Below are 22194 nucleotides of genomic sequence, written 5' to 3'. Positions count from 1 at the left end.
GGTGCTCAGGGCAGCACGCTGCCGCGACTCCTGATCACTCCATGACAGTAGGAGCTGGCCCGTGTGCTGTGCAAGCAAAAGGGGAAAATCCCGATCACCCGTGGTGAGTTGGCGTTGCGGGGACGGAGAGATCCGGTCCGCTCTTGACGGCGCATCGTCACGCTGAATAGCATCCGAAGCGTTCGAGGTGGGGGCATAGCCGTACCCCAAGTCCACGACTCGACAAAAGAGTTCGTCACTCGCTATCCGAACTCCATTCACTGACTTCTCGTCAAGAACTGACAGGGCAAGGGTTTCGCGCGAAGGGATCCGCGACCGCACCATGTTGGAATCACCGAGCACGACCGAGTCAGTTCCCCGGCAGGGGTGGACCCTTGCGAGCCGCTTCGCCGCCGTCGCGGCCGCCACGCCGACCGCCACCGCGGTCCGCGGCGAGACCGGCGACCTCGACTACGGCGCCCTCGACGCCGCCGCCGGCGCCCTCGCCGCCCGGCTGCGCGGCCGGGGCGTGCGCCGCGGCGACCGGGTCGGCGTCCTGCTGGAGCGCTCGCCCGGGCTGGTCGTCGCCCTGCTCGGCATCCTCAAGGCGGGCGCCGCCTACGTCGCGGTCGACCCGGGGGACCCGCCCGCCCGGCTGCACACCATCCTGGGCGACGCCGAGGTGTCGCTGGTGGTCACCGACGAGCTCCGACGGGCGAAGCTCGACGGCGCGTTCGACCACCTCGACGTGGCCGACGGCCCCGCCGCCGGGGAGGCCCCCGCCGCACCGGGCGGCCAGACCCTCGAAGATCTGCCCCCCGCGGACCTGACCCCCGAGGACCTCGCCTACGTCGCGTACACCTCCGGCTCCACCGGCCGCCCCAAGGGCGTCTGCGTGCCGCACCGCGCCGTGCTGCGCCTGGTGCTGGACGCCGGCTACCTCGACGCCCGGCCCGACGACGTCTTCCTCCAGCTCGCCCCGGTCGCCTTCGACGCCTCCACCCTGGAGATCTGGGGCCCGCTGCTGAACGGCGGCTGCCTGGCGCTCGCCCCGGCCGGCCGGCTCGGACCGGCGGAGGTGGTCAAGGCCGCCCGGGACACCGGCACCACCGTGCTGTTCCTCACCACCGCCCTGTTCCACCAGGCGGTCGAGGCGGGCCTGACCGACCTGCCCGCCCTGCGCCGGCTGTTCACCGGCGGCGAGGTGCTCTCCGCCGAACACGTCGACCGGGCCGTCGCCGCCCTGCCCGACACCCTCGTCTCGGCCGCCTACGGCCCCACCGAGAACACCACCTTCACCAGCACCCACCCCGTCCGCGAACCGCTCGGCGACCGCGGCGTCCCGATCGGCGGACCGATCGACGGCACCGGCATGGTCGTCCTCGACGAGCGGCTGGACCCGGTGCCCGACGGTACCGTCGGCCGGCTCTTCGTCAACGGCACCGGCCTCGCCCACGGCTACCTCGGACTGCCCGGCCTCACCGCCGACCGCTTCCTCCCCGACCCGTACGCGACCGCCCCCGGCGCCCGGATGTACGACACCGGCGACCTCGCCCGGCGCGGCCCCGACGGCGCCTACGAGTTCGCCGGGCGCGCCGACGGCCAGCTCAAGGTCAACGGCGTCCGGATCGAGTCCGACGACATCGAGGCCCGGCTGCGCCGCCACCCCGACGTCCAGGACGCCGCCGTCGTCCTCCAGGACCACGGCCCCGGCGACCGCCGGCTGGTCGGCTTCTACAGCGGCCCCTACGCCGTCTCCTCGGTGGAACTGCGCCGCGCCCTGGCCGAGGAGCTCCCGGCCGGCATGATCCCCACCGCCCTGGTCTGGGTGGACCGGCTGCCGCTCAAGCCCAACGGCAAGGTCGACCGGGACGCCCTGGCCGCCCGGCGCGGCCGGACCCGCCCGGACGGCGAGGTGCCCTACCGGGCGCCCGCCGACCCGGTCGAGCACCGCCTCACCGTGCTCTGGCAGGAGGTCCTCGACGTCGAACCGGTCGGCGTCGACGACGACTTCTTCGACCTCGGCGGGCACTCGCTGACCGCCAGCCGGATCACCCGGGAGATCACCGCCGAGTTCGAGGCGGTGATCCGGGCCCGGGCCTTCTACCTCAACCCCACCGTGGCCGGACTGGCGGAGCACATCAGGACCCAGCGGCCGGAACTCGCCTCCGATGCCCGGCTCGTTCCGGCCGCTGAACAGCCCGCCGGCCCGACCGCCGCCGCGCAGTCGCCGACCGCCGCCGCCGCGCAGCGCCCGACCGGGGCCACCCGGTGAGGATCACCGGCCCCGGCGACGACGGGCGGCAGGACGGGGCGCCGGACCCGGAACTCGTCGACCTGAGCGACCCGCACTTCTACGCCACCGGCGACCCGCACGCGGTCTGGCGCCACTACCGCCACAAGGCCCCGGTCACCCGGCTCACCGTCCCGAGCGGCCGCAGCTACGTCTCCGTCACCACCCACGCCGAGACCAGCACCGTGCTGCGCGACCACGCGCTCTACACCTCGCGGCGCGGCAACATGCTCTCCGTCCTCGGCGAGCAGGACCCGGCCGCCGACCGGATGATGGTGGCCAGCGACCCGCCGATCCACGGCTACCTGCGCCGCCCCGTCGCCCAGGCGCTGTCCGCCCGCGAACTCGCCGCCCGCCGCCCGGCCATCCGCCGGATGGCCCGGCTGCTGCTGGCACCGCTGGCGAGCGGCGAACCCTGGGACCTGGCGGCCGCGATGACCGCCTTCCCGATGATGTTCACCGGCGCCCTGATGGGCCTGCCCGAGGCCGACTGGCCCGAACTGACCAGGCTCACCACCGTCGCGATCGCCCCCGCCGACCCGTCCTCCAGGGACGACTCCGGCGGCCACCAGCTGGTCTCCGCCCACCACGAACTCTTCGACTACTTCGCCGAGGTGGCCGCCGACCGCACCCCGCGCGAGGACCTGGTCGGACTGCTCCAGCAGCTGACCGTCGGCGACCGCACGATCCGGCTCGACGAGGTCATCTACAACTGCTACAACGTGCTGCTCGGCGCCAACGTCACCGCGCCGCACGTCATCGCGACCACCGTCAACGCCCTGCTGGAGCACCCGGACCAGTACCGGCGGCTGCTCGACGGCGGGGTCGGCGTCGCCTCCGCCGTCGAGGAGGGCCTGCGCTGGGCCTCCCCGGCCACCCACGCCATGCGCTACGCCACCGAGGACACCGTGCTCGGCGGCGAACCGGTGCGGGAGGGCGAGGCCGTGGTCGCCTGGCTGGGCTCGGCCAACCGCGACGAGACGGTCTTCGACGACCCGTACCGCTTCGACCTGGCCCGCACCCCCAACCGGCACGTCGCCTTCGGCTTCGGCCCGCACTACTGCGTCGGCGCCCCGCTGGCCCGGATCGCCCTCGGCGAGTTCTTCACCGAGGTCACCGAACTGGTCGAGCGCTTCGAACCGGCCGGCCCGGTCGAGCACCTGGCCTCCAACTTCATCGCCGGGATCAAGCACCTCCCGGTGACCGCCAGGCTGCGCCCCGGCGCCGCCCGGCAGCTCGCCGAGCCCGTCCCGGCGAGCTGATCCACCCCGCACCGTGCCGGAACGAGAGGACCTTCCCGCCGTGATCGAGATGCGCAGTGACACCTTCACACTGCCGACGCCCGAGATGCTCACCGCGATGACCGAGGCGGAGCTCGGCGACGACGTCTACGGCGAGGACCCGACGGTCAACGAGCTCGAACGCCGTACCGCCGAGCTGACCGGCAAGGAGGCCGCCTGCTTCTTCCCGAGCGGCACCATGGCCAACCTCGCCTCGATCATGGCCCACGCCCCGCGCGGCACCAAGGCCGTGGTCGGCGCCGAGAGCGACATCTGGCTGTACGAGGCGGGCGGCGCCGCGGTCTGCGGCGGGGTCGTCTACGAGCCGGTGCCCAACCAGGCCGACGGCACCATCGCGCTGGCCGACCTGGCCGCCGCCTTCCCGAAGGATCCGGACGACCCGCAGTTCGCGCTGCCCTCGCTGATCTGCCTGGAGAACACCCACAACCGCTGCGGCGGCGTGGTGCTGCCGCTCGACTACCTGGCCGAGGTGCGCCGCTTCGCGGACGAGCGCGGCGTCGCCGTGCACCTGGACGGCGCCCGGGTGGTCAATGCGGCGATCGCCGCCGGGGTGGAGGTCGCGGACATCACCGCGCACGTCGACTCGGTGCAGTTCTGCCTCTCCAAGGGCCTGGGCGCGCCGGTCGGTTCGATGGTGGCCGGGAGCGCGGAGTTCGTGACGAAGGTCCGCCGGCTGCGCAAGATGCTCGGCGGCGGGATGCGCCAGGTCGGGCTGCTGGCGGCCGCCGCGCTGGTGGCGTTGGACACCCGGGGCCGGCTGGCCGAGGACCACGCCAACGCCCGGCGGCTGGCCGAGGGCCTGGCGCTGCTGCCCGGCGTGGAGCTGGACGTCGACACCGTCGAGACCAACATCGTGATCTTCAAGGTCACCGACGAGCGTTTCGACTGGCGCAGCTTCGTCACCTCGGTGGCCCGGCGCGGCCTGGCGGTCACCGAGTTCGGCCACGGCCGGATCCGCGCGGTCGTCCACAACGGGGTGAGCGCCGAGGACGTCACGGCCGCCGTCGCCATCGTGGCCCGGGTCCTCAAGGAGGGCCCGACCGCGGACTGAGATCCCGGCCCGGCCCCGCCCGGCCCCGCGCACCCGCGGGGCCGGCGCGCCGGCCGCCGGTCAGGCCGTCCGCAGCACCTGGGCCACGAACGCGTCCAGGTTGGCGACCGTGCGCGCGACCTGCTCCTCCAGGGTCAGCGACTCCTCGGGCCGGCTCACCGAGGCCGAGCGGCGCTTGCCGCGCACGTACAGCGAACAGCCCAGGTCCGCGCAGATGTAGGTACCGACGGTGTTCCCCTCGCGCCCGGCGGCGCCGGCCCGCCGGGCGGAGAGCAGGGCCACCCCGCTCCCGCCGTGGATGGTGATGCAGAGCGAGCACACATTGGTCTTGGTCAGGCTGCGCCGGACGTTCGGCGCGCGGAGCGTGACCCCCACCAGCCCCTCGCCCCGGAGGGCGACCAGATAGCCGCGGTCGGGTGCGCCCGGATCCCGCCAGCCGAGGAAGTCCAGGTCGGCCCAGGGGAGTTCGGCCAGGTTGCGGGGAATGCTGAGCCTGCGCGCCTCTCCCTTCGAACAGTTGACGAAGGATTCACGAATTTCGTTCTCGGCAAGTGGACGCATTCATCAGAGCCTAGTTGACTGCCGGGCGGGTGACCCCCGTCCTCCCCGAAATCCACCAACGCAGAGGAGACCCCTGTGTCCATCGGCGGTACTCAGCCCGAACCGATACGGCCGACGGCCCGAACGGCCGCTCCGCGCCGGCTTCTGATGTGCCGGCCGCAGCATTTCGACGTGACGTATTCCATCAACCCGTGGATGCATCCGGAGAAGCCGGTCGACCGCGAGCTGGCGCTGCTGCAGTGGGAGCGGCTGCGCGAGGTGTACCTCTCGCTCGGCCACACCGTCGAGGTGATCGACCCGGTGCCCGGCCTGCCCGACATGGTGTTCGCCGCCAACGGCGCGACGGTGGTGGACGGCAAGGTGCTCGGGGCCCGGTTCCGGCACCTCGAGCGCACCGCCGAGGGGCCGGCCTACCTCGCCTGGTTCGTCCGGCAGGGCTTCCGGGACGTGCTCTGGCCCGAGTTCATCAACGAGGGCGAGGGCGACTACCTCCCGGTCGGGCGCCGCATCCTGGCCGGTACCGGCTTCCGCACCGACCAGCGCTCGCACTACGAGGCGCAGGAGTTCTTCGGCCTGCCGGTCACCTCGCTGACCCTGGTCAACCCCGAGCACTACCACCTGGACACCGCGCTCGGGGTGCTCTCCGACACCGAGGTGATGTACTTCCCGGAGGCCTTCACCCCGGGCAGCCGCTCCGTGCTGGAGGAGCTCTTCCCGGACGCGCTCCGCGCCTGCGCCCAGGACGCCGCGGTGTTCGGCCTCAACGCCTTCTCGGACGGTCGCAACGTGGTCCTGCCGCAGGCCGCGACGGGCCTGATCGAGCAGCTGCGGGAGCGGGGCTTCAACCCGATCGGGGTGGACACCACCGAACTCCTCAAGGCCGGCGGCGCGGTCAAGTGCTGCACCCTCGAACTGCGGCCCTGACGCCACGCAGCCGGCCGCGGCCCCGCACCCCTCGCCGGAACTCCGGGGAGGGGTGCGGGGCCGACAGCTCTTCGGCGCGCGGGCTCAGTGCTCGTGCAGCGCCCACCTGCTGCTGTCGACCCGGGCCGTGCCGGGCAGCGCGATCAGCTCGGGCTTGAACAGCGGCGGCGCGCCCATCGCGGGCTCCCAGGTCGCCAGCGACTCGTCCTGGGGGACCTCGATCCGCCGGTCGGCGGCCAGGTCGGCGACCACCTTGAGCAGCAGCCGCACCCCGAGCGGCGCCAGGTGGTCGCGCCACAGGCTCTGCGCGGTCGAGCCCGGCGGCACGAACAGGTGCTGCTGGGCGGCGATCGGCCCGGCGTCGGTGCGCTCGGTCAGGTGGTAGACGCTCCCGCCGGTGACCTTGTCGCCGTCCCGGATGGTCCACCGGATCGCGTCCCGGCCGCGGTGCAGCGGCAGCAGGCTGGGGTGGTAGCCGATGGTGGCGACGGCGGCCCGGGCGCGGGTCTCCCTGCCCAGGAAGGCGTGCGAGTGCGCGGCGAGGATGACGTCCACCCCGTCCGGGACGTGCCGCGCCCGCAGCTCGGCCGAGTCCGTCCAGGGGATGTCCCTGGGGTACGCCCAGGACCGCAGGCGGTCCCAGCACATCGCGTCGGCCTCGTCGGACTTCCCCTTGCGCAGCCGGGGCGCGGCCGCGCCGACGATCTTGTGTCCGCTGTCCAGCAGGGCCTCCGCGACCTGCACCGCGAACGCCCCTTGTCCCGATAGGTAGATGTTCATCCGTCCTCCTGCGCTCACTGGTCGGGTCTCGGTGTCGGCGTCGGCGCGTCAGTCGGCCCCTTCCAGCCCGGCTTCCGGCCCGGCTGCCAGCGCGGCTGCCAGCCCGGCGCGGTCGGGGTCGAAGCGCACCGGCAGGGTGGCGAACCCGGTCAGGAAGTTGGAGCGGATCGGCCGCGGCTCGGCGGTCTGCTCGAACCCGGTGGTGAAGTCCCGCAGCGCACTGAGCAGTTCGGCGATCTCCACCTTGGCCAGGTAGGAGCCCACGCAGAAGTGCGGGCCGTAGCCGAAGGCCAGGTGCTTGTTGGGGGTGCGGCCGAGGTCGAAGAGCTCGGGCCGGTCGAAGACCCGCTCGTCCCGGTTGCCGGAGGCGTGCCAGAGCGTGACGATCTCGCCGGGCCGCAGCCGTACGCCGTGCACCTCGGTCTCCCGGACGACGCTGCGCCCGAAGTGCATGGTGGGCGAGGCCCAGCGCAGCACCTCGTCCACGGCCGTGCCGAGCTCGACCTCGCCCCGCTTGAGCCGCTGCCACTGGTCGGGCCGGGCCGCCAGGGTGCGGACGCAGTCGATCATCGTCAGCCGGCTGGTCTCGTCGCCGCCGATGATCAGGCTGTAGCAGTTGAGCACCACGTCCTCGTCGGTCAGCGGCACCCCGTCGACGGAGCTGGCGATCAGCATGCTGATCACGTCCTCGCCGGGGTGCTCGCGGCGCTCCTCGACGACGTCCATGAAGTACATCAGGATCTCGTTGCGGGCCATCTCGGAGTCGACCTCGTCGACGTCCTCGTCGTCCGCCGAGAGCGCCGCCCTGGTCAGGCCGAGCAGGTGGTCGTGGTCCTGCTCGGGCACGCCGAGCAGGTTGCAGATGGTGGTCATCGGGATCCGGGCGGCGATCCGCTCGGCGAAGTCGCAGCCGCCGGACTCGACCGCCTCGCGGATCCACCGCCGGGTGTTGGCCCGCACGGTGGTGGCCACCTCGTCCAGCACCCGTGGGGAGAGCACCCGTTGGAGGATCTTGCGCAGCTCGTGGTGGCGGTGCCCGTCGGTGACGGCCAGCATCCGGCCGGCCCCGGCGTCGCCGCCCTCCAGCAGGGTGACCAGGACGTTGCCGCGCTCGGAGGTGAAGTGGGTGTCGTCCCGGTAGGTGGCCAGGATGTCCTCGTGCCGGGAGAGCACCCAGAACCCGCGGCGGCCGTCGACCGGGGGGTTCCAGTGCAGCGGCGCCTCGTCCCGCAGGGTGCGCCAGTAGCCGTCGAGGTCGAGGTCGGGGTCGGCGAAGGTGGCCGGGTCGCCCAGGTCCACGGCGGCCGGTGCGGGGGCTGGTGCCGGGCTCGGTGCCGGGGCCGGGGTGCGCACGGTCACCAGTCCGTGCGCCAGAACCGGCGCGGCTGGAACGGGTAGGTGGGCAGCGGCACCCGGTGGCTGGCCTCGCCCCGGTGCAGGGCGGCGAAGTCCACCTGCCGGCCGCCCACCCAGGCGGCGGCCAGCTCGGCCAGCGCCCCGGCGTCCCGACCGGAGGGCACGATCCCGTCGTCGGTGCGGGCGAAGGCGTCGGGGTCGGACGCCGGGACGGCGGCGGCAGCGGTGGCCGTCGAGGTGACGACGCCGCCCGTGGGCTCCCCGGCGAGCGCCGCGATCAGCTCCTCCCGGCTGCGCACCACGGCCGCCCACCGGCGGGGCAGCACCTTGCGGCCGAGGTTGAGGCTGTAGCAGACGTCGTCCAGCCGCAGCCCCGGGTCGGCCGCCAGCCGCTCCCGGAGCCGGGCGCGCTGACGGGCCAGCGCCTCGTCGTCCAGGGCGGACAGGGTGGCCAGCCGGGGCCGGCCCGCTTCCTCGGGCTCGCGCCGGGCCGGGGCCGGCGGCTCCTCCAGCAGCAGGTGGGCGTTGTAGCCGCCGCCGCCGATCGAGGTGATGCCCGCCCGGCGGATGCCGGACTCGGGCTCCCAGTCCGCCCCTTCGAGCTGGGGCACGAACGGCGTGCCGGGCAGGTCCAGGTCCGGGTTGACCTCGGTCAGGTTGATCGTCGCCGGGAGCTGCTTGTGGTACAGCGCCAGCGCGGCCTTGACCGCGCCGAATCCGCCGGAGACCACGCCGCCGTGGCCCACGTTGCCCTTGACCCCGCCGATCGAGGTGGTCGCGGTCTGCTTGCCGAACGCCATGGTCGCCGCGTGCACTTCGAGCTCGTCGGTCATCGGCAGGCCGAGCCCGTTGGCCTCGTACATGCCCACCGTCTCGGGGGCGACGCCGCCGACCTCCATGGCGCTCGCGATGCAGGCGCTCAGCCGCTCGGGCTGGGCCAGGCCGTAGGCCATCGCGCTGACCCCGTTGTTGTTCACGGCCGAGCCCTTGACCACGGCGTAGACGTGGTCGCGGTCGGCGACGGCGTGCCCCAGCGGCTTGAGCAGCACGGTGACCACGCCGCTGGACAGCGCGGTGCCGGTGCCGTTGGCGTCGAAGGGGCGGCAGTGGCCGTCCCGGGACAGGATCCGGTTCTCCTCCCACAGGTGGCCGCGCGGGTGCGGCAGCCGCACCATCGCGCCGCCCGCGACCGCCAGGTCGGTCTGGCCGAGCAGCAGCGACTGACAGGCCAGGTGCACCGCGTAGTGGAAGCCCGCGCAGACCGCGGCGACGGTGACGGCCTCACCGGTGAGCCCCAGGTAGTACAGGGCGTTGGAGGTCATGGTGTCCGGCGACCAGGCCAGGCTGGCCTCGATCGCCTCCGGGCCGACCGACACCCGGTCCGGCGGGGAGCTGTAGAGCGCTGCCGTCTGCGGGTTGTTGGCGCCGTACATCCCGATCTCGGCGTCCAGCCGGTCCGGGTCGTATCCGCCGTCCTCCAGCGACTCCCAGGCGCTCTCCAGGAACAGCCGGTTCTCCGGGGTCATCGCCGCGGCCATCCGGTCGCTGATGCCGAACACCGAGGGGTCGAACCTGTCGTAGGTGTCCAGCACGCCGCAGGCGCGCACGTAGAACGGGCTGTGGATCAGGGTCTCGTCGACGTGGATGTCGTCCTTGGCCAGGAAGGAGATCGACTCCCGGCCGTGGACGAGGTTGTCCCAGAACTGCTCCTTGGTACGGGCGCCGGGGGCCCGTAACGACATGCCGATGACGGCCACGTCGCCGGGGTCGTAGTCCTGCTCGGGGCGGTCGGTCATGGGAAGGCTCCTGCCTCGTGTCGGGTGGGGGAGTGGCTCAGCCGTCGGTGGCCGGGCGGTCGGCGGCCGGGCGGCCGCGCAGGGCCGCGCGGCGGGCGCCGGCCCGGCGGCGGGCCGACTGGACCACCTCGGGGGTGGCGCCCTCCTCCTCGTCGAGCCAGCGGGCGAGCGAGGCGATGTCGCGGAAGCTGAACAGGTCGGGCACCCGGACCCGCCGGTCGAAGCGACGGGTCATCAGCCGGGCCAGCCGGATCAGCAGCAGCGAGTCGCCGCCGAGGTCGTAGAAGGCGGCCTGGACGTCGATGCCGGACGGTTCGAGGTCGAGCAGCTGCCCCCAGATCTCGGACACGGCGATCTCGGTGGGCGTGCTCGGCGCGGTCGTCGGCCCGCCGGTGCCGGCGGCCGGCGGCTCGGGGAGGGCGGCGCGGTCCAGCTTGCCGCCCGGCCCGAGCGGCAGGGCGGGCAGCACCACCAGGGTGGCGGGCACCAGGTAGTCGGGCAGCTCGGCGGCCAGCCGGGCGGTGACGGCGCCCTGGAGCGCCGGGTCCAGCCGGGGCCCGTCCGGGGCGGGGCCGTCGCCCGCGGGCACCACGTAGCCGACCAGCCGGTTGCCGTGGACGGCGGCGGCCGCCTCCCGGACCTCGGGGCAGCCGGTCAGCCGGGCCTCGACCTCCTCCAGCTCGATCCGGTAGCCGCGCAGCTTGACCTGGTGGTCGGTGCGGCCGAGGAAGCGCAGCTCGCCGCCCTCGGTGAACTCGACCAGGTCCCCGGTGCGGTACATCCGCCCGCCCGGGTGGAACGGGTCGGGCAGGAAGCGCTCGGCGGTGATCTCCGGCCGGTTGACGTAGCCGTGCGCGACCCCGGCGCCGCCGAGGTACAGCTCGCCGGGGGTGCCGGTCGGGACCGGCCGCCGCTGCTCGTCCAGCACGTACACCAGGGCGCCCTCGGTCGGCGGGCCGATCGTCGGCTCCTCGGCCGACTCCTCGGGGACGAGGCCGAAGGAGCAGAACACGGTGCCCTCGGTGGGGCCGTAGGCGTTGAACACCCGGGTGGCGCCGGTCTCCCGGTAGGTCCGGTCGACCAGCTTGCGGCGCAGCGCCTCGCCGCCGAACACCACGGTGCGCAGATTGGGCGGCAGCGCCCCGGCGTCCAGCAGGCCGTTCATCACGGACGGCACGGCGTTGAGGTGGGTGATCCGGTCGGCGTAGCGGCTCTCCGGCAGGTGCACGGCGCTCTCGACCAGCACCACGGCGCCGCCCCGGCACAGCGCGTTGAAGATCTCCATCACGGACATGTCGAAGCAGACCGAGCTGGCCGCCGCGACCCCGCTCAGGTCGCAGCCCTCCAGCACGCGGTCCATCGCGGCGAGCATCGCCACCGCGCCGCCGTGCCGCACCGCCACGCCCTTGGGCCGGCCGGTGGAGCCCGAGGTGTAGATGACGTACGCGGTGTCCCCGGGCACGACCGGGACGGGCTTCGCGCCCGGCTCGGTGCGCACCGCGGCGCCGTCCAGCACCAGGACGGTCGGGCCGGGCGGGCAACTCGCCCGGGAGGCGGGGGTGGTGAGCAGCAACCGGGTGCCGCTGTCCTGCACCGTGAAGCCGAGCCGGTCGGCGGGGTAGTTCGGGTCCAGCGGCAGGTAGCAGGCGCCGCTGCGCAGTGCGGCCAGGATGGCGACCAGCAGTTCGGGGGTGCGTTCGACGCAGATCCCGACCGGGACGCCCGGGCCGGCCCCGGCGGCGGTCAGCCGTTCGGCCAACTCGGCCGAGCGGCGGTCGAGTTCGCCGTAGCTGAGGATGCCGGCCTCGGCGTAGACCGCGATCGCGTCGGGGTTCTTGGCGGCCAGTTCGACGAAGGCGGAGTGCAGGGTCTCGGTCACCGGTCCGTCTCCTCGGGCAGGCCGGCCGGGGCGACGGCGCCGAGGGCGAGGTCGGGCCGGGCGATCGAGTCGAAGAGCACGGTGCGGTACAGCGCGAGCAGTGCGGTCACGGTGTGCCTTTCCAGGTAGCTCGGTTTGAACTGGACGTGGCCGGCCACTTCGCCGTCGATGTCGGCCATCGAGATCTCCAGGTCGAACTTGGCGAGGTGCCGGCGGACCTGGAGCGGTTCGAGCGGCAGGGCGCCGTCCGGGGTGAGGGTGGAGCCGACGCCGTGGAAGAGCTTGACGGAGCGGGGGAAGGCGTCCGAGGACAGCCAGTTGACCACCACGTCGAACCACGGGGAGCGGCCCTCGGCGCGCGGCGGCCGGAGCCGGGAGGCGAGCAGGTCGAGGGGGTAGTTCATGTGCTCCAGCAGGCCGAGCGAGAAGTCGTGCACCTCGCGCAGCAGCTCGCGGAAGCTGCGGTCGGCGGCCGGATTGGCCCGCACCAGCACGGTGTTGAGGTAGTAGCCGACGGCGGACTCCCAGCCGGGCTCGGCCCGTTGGGCGATCGCGGTGGCCAGCACCGCGTCCTCGGTGCCGACCGCGCGGTTGAGCGTGGCGAAGAACCCGGCCAGCACCACGGTGCTGATCGACACGCCCTCGCGCAGCGCGAACTCCCGCAGCAGCCGGCTCTCCTCGGCGCTCCAGCGGAACGCCAGGTCGCGGCCCTCGTAGGTGACGCCCGGCGGCCGCTCCCTGGCGGACAGGTCGAGGTGGGCGGGCGGGTCGGCCAGCTTCGCCGACCACCAGTCCAGCGCCGCCCCGGCGGCCGGCCCGGCCAGCCACTGCCGCTCCCACTCGACGAACTCGGTGTACGGGGCGGCCGGTGCGTCGGCGGCCGGGTCGGCGCCCTCGTAGTAGGCCTGGAGCTCGCGGATCATCACATCGGCGGAGGCCGCGTCCGAGGCGATGTGGTGGACCAGCACCAGCAGGTAGTGGTCGGCCGGGCCCCGGTTCAGCAGGACGACCCGCACCAGCGGTCCGTTGTCGAGGTCGAGCGGCCGGTGCCCCTGCCGGGCCAGCTCCTCGCGGGCCTGCTCGTCGTCCAGCGCGGAGCCGTCCAGCACCAGGAACTCGTACACCGGTTCGTCCAGGACGACCTGGTACGGCCGCCCGCCCGCCTCGACGAAGAGGGTGCGCAGCGCCGGGTGGCGGGTCGTCACGGCCCGGACGGCGCGCTCCAGGGCCTTCTCGTCGACCGCGCGGCGGATCCGGGCGGTCACCATGAAGTTGTAGGGCACGGCGTCCGGCGCGACCATCTGCATGAACCAGAGCGAGGACTGGCCGTGCGAGGCGGGCGCCAGGGCGAGGCCGAGGCCGTCGGCGCGCAGCTGCTCCCGGGCCGGTGCGTCGGTGGCGTCCAGCAGGCCGCGGGCGTCCAGTTCGTCCAGCAGTTCCTCGGCGTCCAGTTCGGAGAGCTCGTCGAGGAAGGCGTGGTCCGGGGCGGCGGGGGCCGGTACGGGGGCCGGTACGGCGGCGGGGGCGGTCACGGGGGCGGGGGTGGTCACGGGGGCGGCCGGGGCCGGCGCGGGTGCACCGCCGTCGGTGAGCCCGACGAAGTGGCCGACCACCTCGGAGATCGGGCGGCCGTCCAGGAACACCACCGGCGACACCCGGTGCCCGAACAGCGCCTGCATCCGGTTGACCAGCCGGATCCCCAGCATCGAGTCGAGGCCGAAGTCGCGCAGACAGGCGCCGGTGTCGAGGCCGCTCACCGGCACGCCCAGCGCGTCGGCGAGTTCGTCGAGGACGACCTCCGCCACCGGCCGGGCCACGGGCTCGGGCGCGGCCTGCACAACGGCCGCCGGCAAGGGCGCGGGTGCGGTGGCGACCGGCGGAGCCGCCGGAGAGGGCGCGCGGGCGGGCTGCGGCTCGGTGTCGATCCAGTAGCGCTCCTTCTGCCACTGCACCAGCGGGGTCTCCACCGGCTCGACGTCGTCGTCGAACAGCGGGTCGAAGGTCAGCGGCAGGCCCCGGACGTACAGCGAGGCGGCCGCGCCCAGCAGGCAGCGCAGGTCGCTCTCCTCGCGCCGCAGCGAGTTGACCGCGTGCACCTGAGCCCCGCGGGTGAGCGCGATCTCCTCGACGGCGCCGCGCAGCGTCTCGTGCGGGCCGATCTCGACGAAGGTGCCGACACCCCGGTCGACCAGCGCCCCGATGGTCTCGGCGAAGCGGACCTGGTTGCGCAGGTTGTGCACCCAGTAGTCCACGTCGGTGGGCGGGTTGACCGCCTCGGCCAGCGCGGTGGAGTGGAAGTCGATGACGGGCGGCAGCGCGCTGATGCCCTCGATGCCCTCGCGCAGCGGCTGGAGCAGCGGGTCCATGCCGGGGCTGTGCACCGGCCGTTCGACCCGGATCCGGCGCACCGACACCCCCTCCCGCCGCAGGTCGGCCTCCAGGGCGTCGACGGCCTCGGGCGAGCCGGAGACCGCCGCGCTGGTGGGGCTGTTGACCACCGCGACGGCCGCGTGCGCGGCGTACGGGGCGAGCCGGGGCAGCAGCTCCGCCTCCGGCAGGTCGACCGAGATCATCGCGCCCGCGGCCGCCTTGCGCTCCAGCAGGTGCGAGCGGATGACCACGACCCGGGCGGCGTCCTCCAGCGACAGCGCCCCGGCCACGCAGGCGGCCGCGACCTCGCCCAGGCTGTGCCCGACCACGGCGGCCGGCTCGACGCCGAGCCCGAGCCAGACCTTCGCCAGCGACACCTGGAGGGCGAACAGCACCGGCTGCTGGACGTCCATCTCCTCGTACCGGGCCTGCTCGGCCGGGGCGGCCAACTGCTCCAGCACCGAGCAGCCGCCGGCCGCGCGCACGGCGGCGTCGCAGGCCGTCATCCAGGCGCGGAACCCGGCGTGGGAGCGCAGCAGTTCACGGCCCATGCCGACCCACTGGGTGCCGCCGCCGGAGAACACCAGCGCCACCCGGCGGTCGACGTTCCCGGAGACCGCCCCGGTGAACACCTCCGGGTGGGGCCGGCCGGACGCGACCCGGGCGAGGCCGTCCAGGACGTCCTGCCGGCTGCGGGCGAACAGCGCGACCCGGTGGTTGTGGTGGGTGCGCCGGGCCGCGAGGGTGTACGCGAGGTCGGCGACCCGCAGGCCCGGGTCGCGTTCGACGTGGTTGGACAGTTCGCGGCAGGTGTCGGCCAGCGCGCCCGCCGTCCGGGCCGTGACGGGCACCAGGTGCAGTCGGCCCTCCGGGGCGGGGTCGGCCTGGCCGGAAGCGGTGTGCCGGCCCCGGTCACCGGCCAGGAACGGGTGCGCCGGGACGGGCAGTCCGGCGGCGTACAGCGCGCCGAGCGAGCCGAGCAGCGTGACGGCCTCGTCCTCGCCGCGCCGCAGCGAGGGCAGGGTGGCGGCGGGGAGCAGCTCCGACACCGACTTGAGCAGCAGCGGGTGCGGGCTGAGCTCGATCACCGCGTCGACGTGGTGCTCGCGCAGGCCGGTCAGGGCGTCGACCACCCGGATCTCCCGGCGCAGGTTCTCCGCCCAGTAGTGCGGGCCGAGTTCGGCGCCGTCGACGGCCTCGCCGGTGACCGTGGAGATCATCGGGATCCGGGTGCTCCGGGGGCGGATGCCGTCGAGTTCGACCTTCAACGGGGCCAGCACGTGGTCGACCAGCGGGGAGTGCGGGGCGTGGCCCATCCGCACCCGGTGGTTGGTGACGCCCGCGTCGGTGAGCTGCCGGACCAGGCCGTCGATCTCCTGCGGGGTGCCGGTGACCAGGGTGGAGCGCAGGCCGTTGCGGCCGGACAGGGTGAGCCCGCCGGTCAGGTACGGCTCGACCTCGTCCGCGGCGGTCATCACCACGATGCCCTCGCCCCGCCCGACGGCCAACTGCTGGAGCAGCCGCCCGTGGTGGGCGGCCAGCCGGGAGGCGTCCTCGAAGTCGAGCGCGCCGGCCACATGGGCGGCCGCGAACTCGCCGACGCTCTGCCCGACCACGACGTCCGGCTCCACGCCCAGCGCGCGCCAGGTCTCGGCCAGCGCGACCTGGAGGGAGAACAGCAGTGGCTGGAAGACGTCCATGTCGTCCAGGCGGCCGTCCGGGGAGAGCAGCTGCTCGACCAGGGAGAAGCCCAGCAGCTCCCGCATCCGCCGGTCGGAGCGCATCATCGAGCGGCGGAACACCGGCATCCCGGCCAGCAGTTGGCGGCCCATGCCGACCCACTGGGAGCCGTTGCCGGAGAACAGGAACGCCACCCGCGGGCGGCCCCCGGCCGGCTCGCCGACGCTCAGCCCGGGCGCCGGTGCACCGGCGCCGAAGGCGTCCAGCTGGGTGCGGAGTTCGGCCAGGTCACGGGCGGCGGCCGCGAGCCGGAACGCCCCCTCGCCGGGTGCGCGGCGGCACAGTTCGCGCAGATCGGTGGCGTCGCGCAGGGCCCGGGCCCGTTCGGCCAGCGCCTCCCGGGAGTCGGCGGCCAGCAGCAGCAGGGAGCCCTCGGGGCGCGGCAATTCCTCCACCGCGACGTGGCAGATCGCGCCGCCGAAGCCGAAGGAGCTGACCCCGCCCCGGCGGGCGTCGGAGCGCCGCGGCCAGGGCGTCAGCCGGTCCTGGACGGTCAGCCGGTACTCGTCGAAGAGGATCTGCGGGTTCGGCGTGCTGTAGTGCAGGCTCGGCGGCAGCACGCCGTTGCGCATCGACAGCGCCAGCTTGACCAGCCCGACGATGCCCGCGGCCGCCTCCAGGTGGCCGACGTTGGACTTCACGGAGCCCAGCCGCAGCGGCTCGCTGCGGTCACCGCCCAGGACGGCGCCGATCGCATTGGCCTCGATCGGGTCGCCGAGCGGCGTCGCCGAGCCGTGGCACTCGATGTAGTCCACCAGGTGCGGGTCGATGCCGGCCCGCCGGTACGCGGTACGCAGCATCTTCTCCTGCGCCTGCGGGTTCGGCGCCGTCATCCCGTTGCTCAGGCCGTCGTTGTTGGAGGAGCTGCCCTTGATCAGGCAGTACACCGGGAGGTCGCGCTCCAGGGCCACGCTGAGCGGCGCGAGCACGACGACCCCGGCGCCCTCGCCGCGGACGTAGCCGTCGGCCCGGGCGTCGAAGGACTTGCAGCGGCCGTCCGGGGCGAGCGCGCCCATCGCGTCCATCGCGGTGTAGTAGTCGGAGACGAAGCTCAGGTTGACGCCGCCGGCCAGCACCAGCTCGCTCTCGCCGAGCTGGATCGACTGGCAGCCGACGTGCACCGAGACCAGGGAGCCCGCGCAGGCGGCGTCGATGGCCATGCTCGGGCCCTGGAGCCCCAGGACGTAGGAGACCCGGTTGGCGATGATGCCGTCGTGCATGCCGGTCGCCGTGTGCGGGGTGATCTGGGCGTCGGGCCCCCGGTAGTGCGCCAGCGCGGCGTAGTCGCCCCAACAGGAGGCCATGAACACCCCGGTGTCGCTGCCCAGCAGGGTGTGCGGGGCGATGCCCGCGTCCTCCAGCGCCTCCCAGCACAGTTCCAGGACGAGCCGCTGCTGCGGGTCCATCTGGACGGCCTCGCGCGGCGAGATGCCGAAGAACAGCGGGTCGAAGCGGTCGATGTCGTCGACGAAGCCGCCCCAGCGGACCGCGTCGTTCATCAGCGCACGGCGCGCGGCCGGGACCGGTCCGACGGCGTCACCGCCCTCCACCAGCAGCCGCCAGAACGCGGACGGGTCCGGACCGCCGGGGAAGCGGCAGCCGATGCCGACGACCGCGACCGGCTCGTGGGTACGGGTGCCGCGCTCGGCGCCCCGGGCGGGCTGCGCCTCGCGAGGGCCCTCGACCAGGGCCCGGGCCAGCTCGCCGACGGTCGGGTACTGCCAGAGCCAGGTGGCGGGGACGGCGCGCCCGAGGAATTCGGACAGTTCGGCGGCGAGTGCCACCGACCGCGCGGAGTCCAGCCCGTACCGGTGCAGCGGGGCCCGGGGGTCCAGGGTGTTCGCGGACACGTCCAACAGTTCGGATACGCGGGAGAGCAGGAAGTCCGTGACGGCGGACAGGTCCGGCACCGTGCGTTCTTGGGGCATGGCGACTCCCTGGGCAGGGCGGAAGGAAGGGGTGGGGGAAGGGGTGGGGACGGGACTCTGGTGGGTCGGGACTGCCCGGCCGGACGGCTCGCGACAGCCTGGTTCAGCCGCGTGCGGACGTGCGGATCAGCGGCTCGAATCGCTCGGATCGGCTCGGGTGATCACGCGACAGCGGCCCACTGTGAAGTTCTCGCCGTCGGGGATTCCGCGGCGCTGGTGTCCCGGTCCGCCCTGGATGCGGAGGTCGATCGGAAGGGCCGATCGGAAGGTCGATCGGAAGGGCCGATCGGAAGGTCGATCGGGTCTGGCGCAACGAGTGTGCGATTTATGCGAATCGATGTGCAGCGGATCACCGGGTGTTTACCGACCAGCGGGTATGAGAGTGCCACTTGGCGATTGGTGAGACAAGCGTCGTCTGCGGGCCGGTCCGGGCAGTGGCGGGATCCGATCGCCAAAGTGTCCGATTCGACCTGCTCGGTCGACTGTCCCCGGACGAACGATCAATGGCGACTGAACCGCTTTAGGGCGGGCTTTCGTTCGCGCGCGATACAGCGAATGTTCGTGTGAGGCAAGGGAGTTGGGCGGCGTCCCGGTCGCCGCGCGGCTTGCGTGGGGTGGACAGCGGACGATCGACCCGGGCAAGCTGATCCCCATGCCAGTTGCGAGTCCTGAGACAGCGTCAGCCAGTGTCGACCGCTCCTTAGCCCCTCGGCGCCCCGGGCGGCTCCAGGTGCTTGCACCGCCCGGTGCAGTGCGCCACGCCGACCCCGCCTCCCGTGCCGGGCTTGTCGCCCCCGCCTGCCCCGTCGGCGGCCGGGCATGACCGACGTCGCGGTGAAGCCGCTGGCCCGACCGGGACTGGCCCTCGGAGTGTTGGCCGGGGCGCTCGCCCTGGACGTGAGCGGCCTCGGGGTGCTGAACGCCGCCCTGCCCTCGGTCGGCTCCCGCTTCGATCTGGCCGACACCACCCTCCAGTGGGTGATGACCGCCTACGCCGTCACCTTCGCCGGGTTCCTGCTGGTCGGCGGCCGACTGGCCGATGTGCTCGGCCGGCGGCGGGTGTTCGAGGTCGGCGTCGCCGTGTTCACCGCCTCCGCGCTGGTCGGGGCGGTGGCGCCGAACATCGGGGTGCTGCTGGGCGCGCGTGCCGTCCAAGGAATCGGCGCCGCGCTCTCGGGCCCGGCCGCGCTGGCGCTGCTCTCCGAGGCGTTCCCGGCCGGTCCGGCCCGCAACCGGGCGTTCAGCGTCTACGCGGCGGTCGGCGCCGCGAGTTTCAGCGGCGGGGTGATGCTGGGCGGCGTGCTGACCCAACTCCTCGGCTGGCGTTCGGTGCTGTGGTTCTCGGTGCTGCTGGGGGCGGGTGTGCTGGCCGTGACCAGGATCGGCCTGCCGGACGGCCCCGGGCACCGCGGCCGGCTGGACCTGCCGGGCGCCGTCGCCGGGACCCTCGGCCTCACCCTGCTGGTGGTCGGGGTGAGCAGCTCCGGCGCCACGGCCTGGACGGTGCTGGCCGCCGCCGCGCTCTGCCTGGTGCTGTTCGTGGTGCGGGAGCACCGCACCGCCGACCCGGTCCTCCCGCTCGGCCTGTTCCGGCTCGGCTCCGTCCGGGCGGCGAGCCTGGCGGCGTTCCTCCAGTACACGGGCTCGGTCGGGATGCTGTTCTTCGCGCCGCTGTACCTCCAGGGGATGCTGGACTACTCCCCGTTCGAGTCCGGCCTGGCGCTGGTGCCGATGTCCGCCGCGGTGTTCCTCACCGCCAACTTCGCCACCGGCCGACTGCTGGCCCGCTTCACCCCGCGCACCCTGATGTCCGTCGGGCTGGTCCTGATCGGCGTCGGCACCGGGCTCTGGCTGGTCACCCCGCACGACGGCTCCTACCTGGTGCACGTGCTGCCCGGCCTGGTGCTCAGCGGCATCGGCCAGGGGCTGAACTTCCCCTCGATGACCACCGCTGGGCTGGCCGGTGTCCCCGCCGAACAGCAGGGCGTCGCCGGGGCGGTCAATGTGGTGACCCAGCAGATCGGCGCGAGCGTCGGGGTGGCGCTGATGGTCCTGGTCGCCGGGACCAGGACGGACCAGCTCGACGGCTACCACCTCGCCTACGTCACCGCCGCCGCGGCCTGCCTGCTCGGCGCCGCGGTCATCGCTGCGGGCCGCCGTACCTGACGGACGCCGCGCCCACCGTCCCGTCCCGCCCACCGTCCCGTCCCGCCCACCGTCCCGGCCTGCCCACCGTCCCGGTCCGCCCACCGTCCCGGCCTGCGGGCCGGGACGGCCGACGTGTGCCGGTTGACGCCTTCGGCCCGGTGCAGCATGCTGCTGACCAAGCCAAGCAAGCGCTTAGTCACCCGCGAAAGGCGCCACCCGTGCCGTCCCTGCTGCTCTCCCGCCGCGACCTCGAATTCCTGCTGTACGAGTGGCTGGACGTCCCCTCGCTCACGGCCCGGCCCCGCTACGCCGACCACTCGCGGGAGACCTTCGACGCCGCCCTGGACCTCAGCGAGCAGGTCGCCACCCGGCACTTCGCGCCGCACAACAAGCGGAACGACGCCGAGGAGCCGCGCTTCGACGGCGAGCGGGTGCACATCATCCCGGAGGTCCGGGAGGCGCTGGCCGTCTTCGCGGACACCGGCCTGCTCGGCAGCGCCATGGACCACGAGGTCGGCGGTGCCCAGCTGCCCTCCGTGGTGGCCAGCGCCTGCTTCGCCTGGTTCCAGGCCGCCAACCCGGGGACGTCCGGGTATCCGTTCCTCACTGTGGGCAACGCCAACCTGCTGCTGGCGCACGGCAGCCGGGACCAGATCGACACCTACGTCCGGCCCATGGTCGAGGGGCGGTTCTTCGGCACCATGTGCCTGTCGGAGCCGCAGGCCGGCTCCTCGCTCGCCGACCTGCGCACCCGGGCGGAGCCGCGCGCCGACGGCAGCTACCGGCTGTTCGGCAACAAGATGTGGATCTCCGGCGGTGACCACGAGCTGTCCGAGAACATCGTCCACCTGGTGCTGGCCAGGATCCCCGGCGGGCCGCCCGGGGTGAAGGGCCTCTCGCTGTTCATCGTGCCCAAGGTGCTGGTCGGCGCCGACGGCGCGCTCGGCGAGCGCAACGACGTCGTGCTGGCCGGGCTGAACCACAAGATGGGCTTCCGGGGGACGACCAACACCCTGCTCAACTTCGGCGAGGGCGTGCACCGGCCGAGCGGCGAGCCCGGCGCCGTCGGGTACCTGGTCGGCGAGCCGCACCGCGGCCTCGCGTACATGTTCCACATGATGAACGAGGCCCGGATCGGCGTCGGCCTCGGCGCCACCGCCCTCGGCTACACCGGCTACCTGCACGCCCTCGACTACGCCCGCACCCGCCCCCAGGGCCGTCCGGTCGGGGCCAAGGACCCGGACGCGCCCCAGGTGCCGATCATCGCCCACGCCGACGTGCGCCGGATGCTGCTCGCCCAGAAGTCCTACGCGGAGGGCGCGTTGGCCCTGGTGCTGTACTGCGGACGACTGCTCGACGAGGAGCGCACCGCCGCCTCCCCGGAGGACCGCGCCCGCGCCCACCTGCTGCTGGACGTCCTCACCCCGATCGCCAAGAGCTGGCCCTCCCAGTGGTGCCTGGAGGCCAACAGCCTGGCCATCCAGGTGCACGGCGGCTACGGCTACACCCGCGAGTACGACGTCGAGCAGTTCTACCGGGACAACCGGCTCAACCCCATCCACGAGGGCACCCACGGGATCCACGGCCTCGACCTGCTCGGCCGCAAGGTCGTCATGGACGGCGGCGCGGGCCTGCGGCTGCTCGCCGAGACGGTCTCGGCGACCACCGCCCGGGCCGGGAGCGCCGGCGGCGAGGCGGCCGAGTACGCGGGGCAGCTCGACGAGGCCGTCCGGCGCATCCTCTCGGTCACCCGGCGGCTGTGGGCGACCGGGGAGCCGGAGACGGCGCTGGCCAATGCCACCGTCTACCTGGAGGCGGTCGGCCACACCGTCGTGGCCTGGCTGTGGCTGGAGCAGCTGCTCGCCGCCGACGGGGGCGGCGAGCCCGTGCACGAGGGGAAGCGGCACGCCTGCCGGTACTTCTTCCGGTACGAACTCCCGAAGACCGAGGCCCAGTTCCGACTGCTGGAGAGTCTGGACCGGACTGCCGTCGAGATCCCGGACGACGCGTTCTGAGGGTGCTCCGGCCCCCGGACCGGTGGGGCCGGGGCCGAGTCGCGCGGGGGCTGGGGCAGAGCTGCGCGGGGGC

At 73.7% G+C, this 22194-nt stretch carries 12 protein-coding genes; 6 read left to right on the top strand and 6 right to left on the bottom strand.

Features of this window, described 5'->3' with window-relative positions:
* The first annotated feature begins 322 nt into the window (after positions 1-322).
* Genes ACIQWA_RS03480 through ACIQWA_RS03470 form a run of 3 tightly spaced genes read left to right on the top strand, consistent with a single transcriptional unit; the run spans position 323 to position 4624 of the window.
* The gene (locus ACIQWA_RS03480) at positions 323-2254 is read left to right on the top strand and encodes an amino acid adenylation domain-containing protein (RefSeq protein WP_402477532.1); all 1932 of its coding nucleotides are present in this window, start codon (positions 323-325) and stop codon (positions 2252-2254) included.
* A complete protein-coding gene (locus ACIQWA_RS03475; protein ID WP_402477529.1) occupies positions 2251-3534 on the top strand; it encodes a cytochrome P450 in 1284 nt (427 codons plus the stop codon). The genes ACIQWA_RS03480 and ACIQWA_RS03475 overlap by 4 nt, the downstream gene beginning before the upstream one ends.
* A 49-nt stretch (positions 3535-3583) precedes the next feature.
* On the top strand, positions 3584-4624 hold the full coding sequence (locus ACIQWA_RS03470) for a GntG family PLP-dependent aldolase (protein ID WP_402477884.1): 1041 nt from the start codon (positions 3584-3586) through the stop codon (positions 4622-4624).
* Positions 4625-4684: 60 nt separating this feature from the next.
* On the opposite strand, the gene ACIQWA_RS03465 is transcribed toward ACIQWA_RS03470, so the two are convergent.
* Positions 4685-5185 carry an FBP domain-containing protein gene (locus ACIQWA_RS03465; protein ID WP_402477527.1) on the bottom strand — a complete coding sequence of 167 codons (501 nt, stop codon included), beginning with the start codon at positions 5183-5185 and terminating at the stop codon, positions 4685-4687.
* Between the two features lie 75 nt (positions 5186-5260).
* Here ACIQWA_RS03465 and ddaH point away from each other — a divergent pair, with 75 nt between their 5' ends.
* Entirely contained in the window at positions 5261-6109 is an 849-nt protein-coding gene (ddaH, locus tag ACIQWA_RS03460; protein WP_402477525.1) for a dimethylargininase, read from the top strand.
* 84 nt (positions 6110-6193) lie between these two features.
* On the opposite strand, the gene ACIQWA_RS03455 is transcribed toward ddaH, so the two are convergent.
* The 5 genes from ACIQWA_RS03455 to ACIQWA_RS03435 are packed head-to-tail and all read right to left on the bottom strand — an operon-like array spanning position 6194 to position 17958.
* The gene (locus tag ACIQWA_RS03455; protein ID WP_402477524.1) at positions 6194-6889 is read right to left on the bottom strand and encodes a formyltransferase family protein; all 696 of its coding nucleotides are present in this window, start codon (positions 6887-6889) and stop codon (positions 6194-6196) included.
* A gap of 48 nt (positions 6890-6937) precedes the next feature.
* Positions 6938-8242, bottom strand: coding sequence for a cytochrome P450 (locus ACIQWA_RS03450; protein WP_402477881.1), 1305 nt, complete (start codon positions 8240-8242; stop codon positions 6938-6940).
* Between the two features lie 2 nt (positions 8243-8244).
* Positions 8245-10041 (bottom strand): type I polyketide synthase, encoded by a 1797-nt coding sequence (locus ACIQWA_RS03445; protein WP_360236445.1) that lies wholly within the window; start codon positions 10039-10041, stop codon positions 8245-8247.
* 37 nt (positions 10042-10078) lie between these two features.
* Entirely contained in the window at positions 10079-11920 is a 1842-nt protein-coding gene (locus ACIQWA_RS03440) for an amino acid adenylation domain-containing protein (protein ID WP_402477522.1), read from the bottom strand.
* On the bottom strand, positions 11917-17958 hold the full coding sequence (locus ACIQWA_RS03435) for an acyltransferase domain-containing protein (RefSeq protein WP_402477519.1): 6042 nt from the start codon (positions 17956-17958) through the stop codon (positions 11917-11919). Before ACIQWA_RS03435 ends, ACIQWA_RS03440 begins: the two co-directional genes overlap by 4 nt.
* 819 nt (positions 17959-18777) lie before the next feature.
* Here ACIQWA_RS03435 and ACIQWA_RS03430 point away from each other — a divergent pair.
* Both ACIQWA_RS03430 and ACIQWA_RS03425 read left to right on the top strand, forming a co-directional pair.
* A complete protein-coding gene (locus ACIQWA_RS03430) occupies positions 18778-20124 on the top strand; it encodes an MFS transporter (protein WP_402477516.1) in 1347 nt (448 codons plus the stop codon).
* Positions 20125-20324: 200 nt separating this feature from the next.
* Positions 20325-22121: an acyl-CoA dehydrogenase gene (locus ACIQWA_RS03425; RefSeq protein ID WP_402477514.1), complete on the top strand. Its 1797-nt coding sequence runs from the start codon at positions 20325-20327 to the stop codon at positions 22119-22121.
* Positions 22122-22194 lie beyond the last annotated feature (73 nt).

Origin of the sequence: Kitasatospora sp. NPDC098652 (assembly GCF_044760155.1) — a bacterium.
GTDB lineage: Bacteria > Actinomycetota > Actinomycetes > Streptomycetales > Streptomycetaceae > Kitasatospora.
Note: the sequence above shows the minus strand (reverse complement) of the source record. Positions and strands in the feature narration are given on the sequence as shown.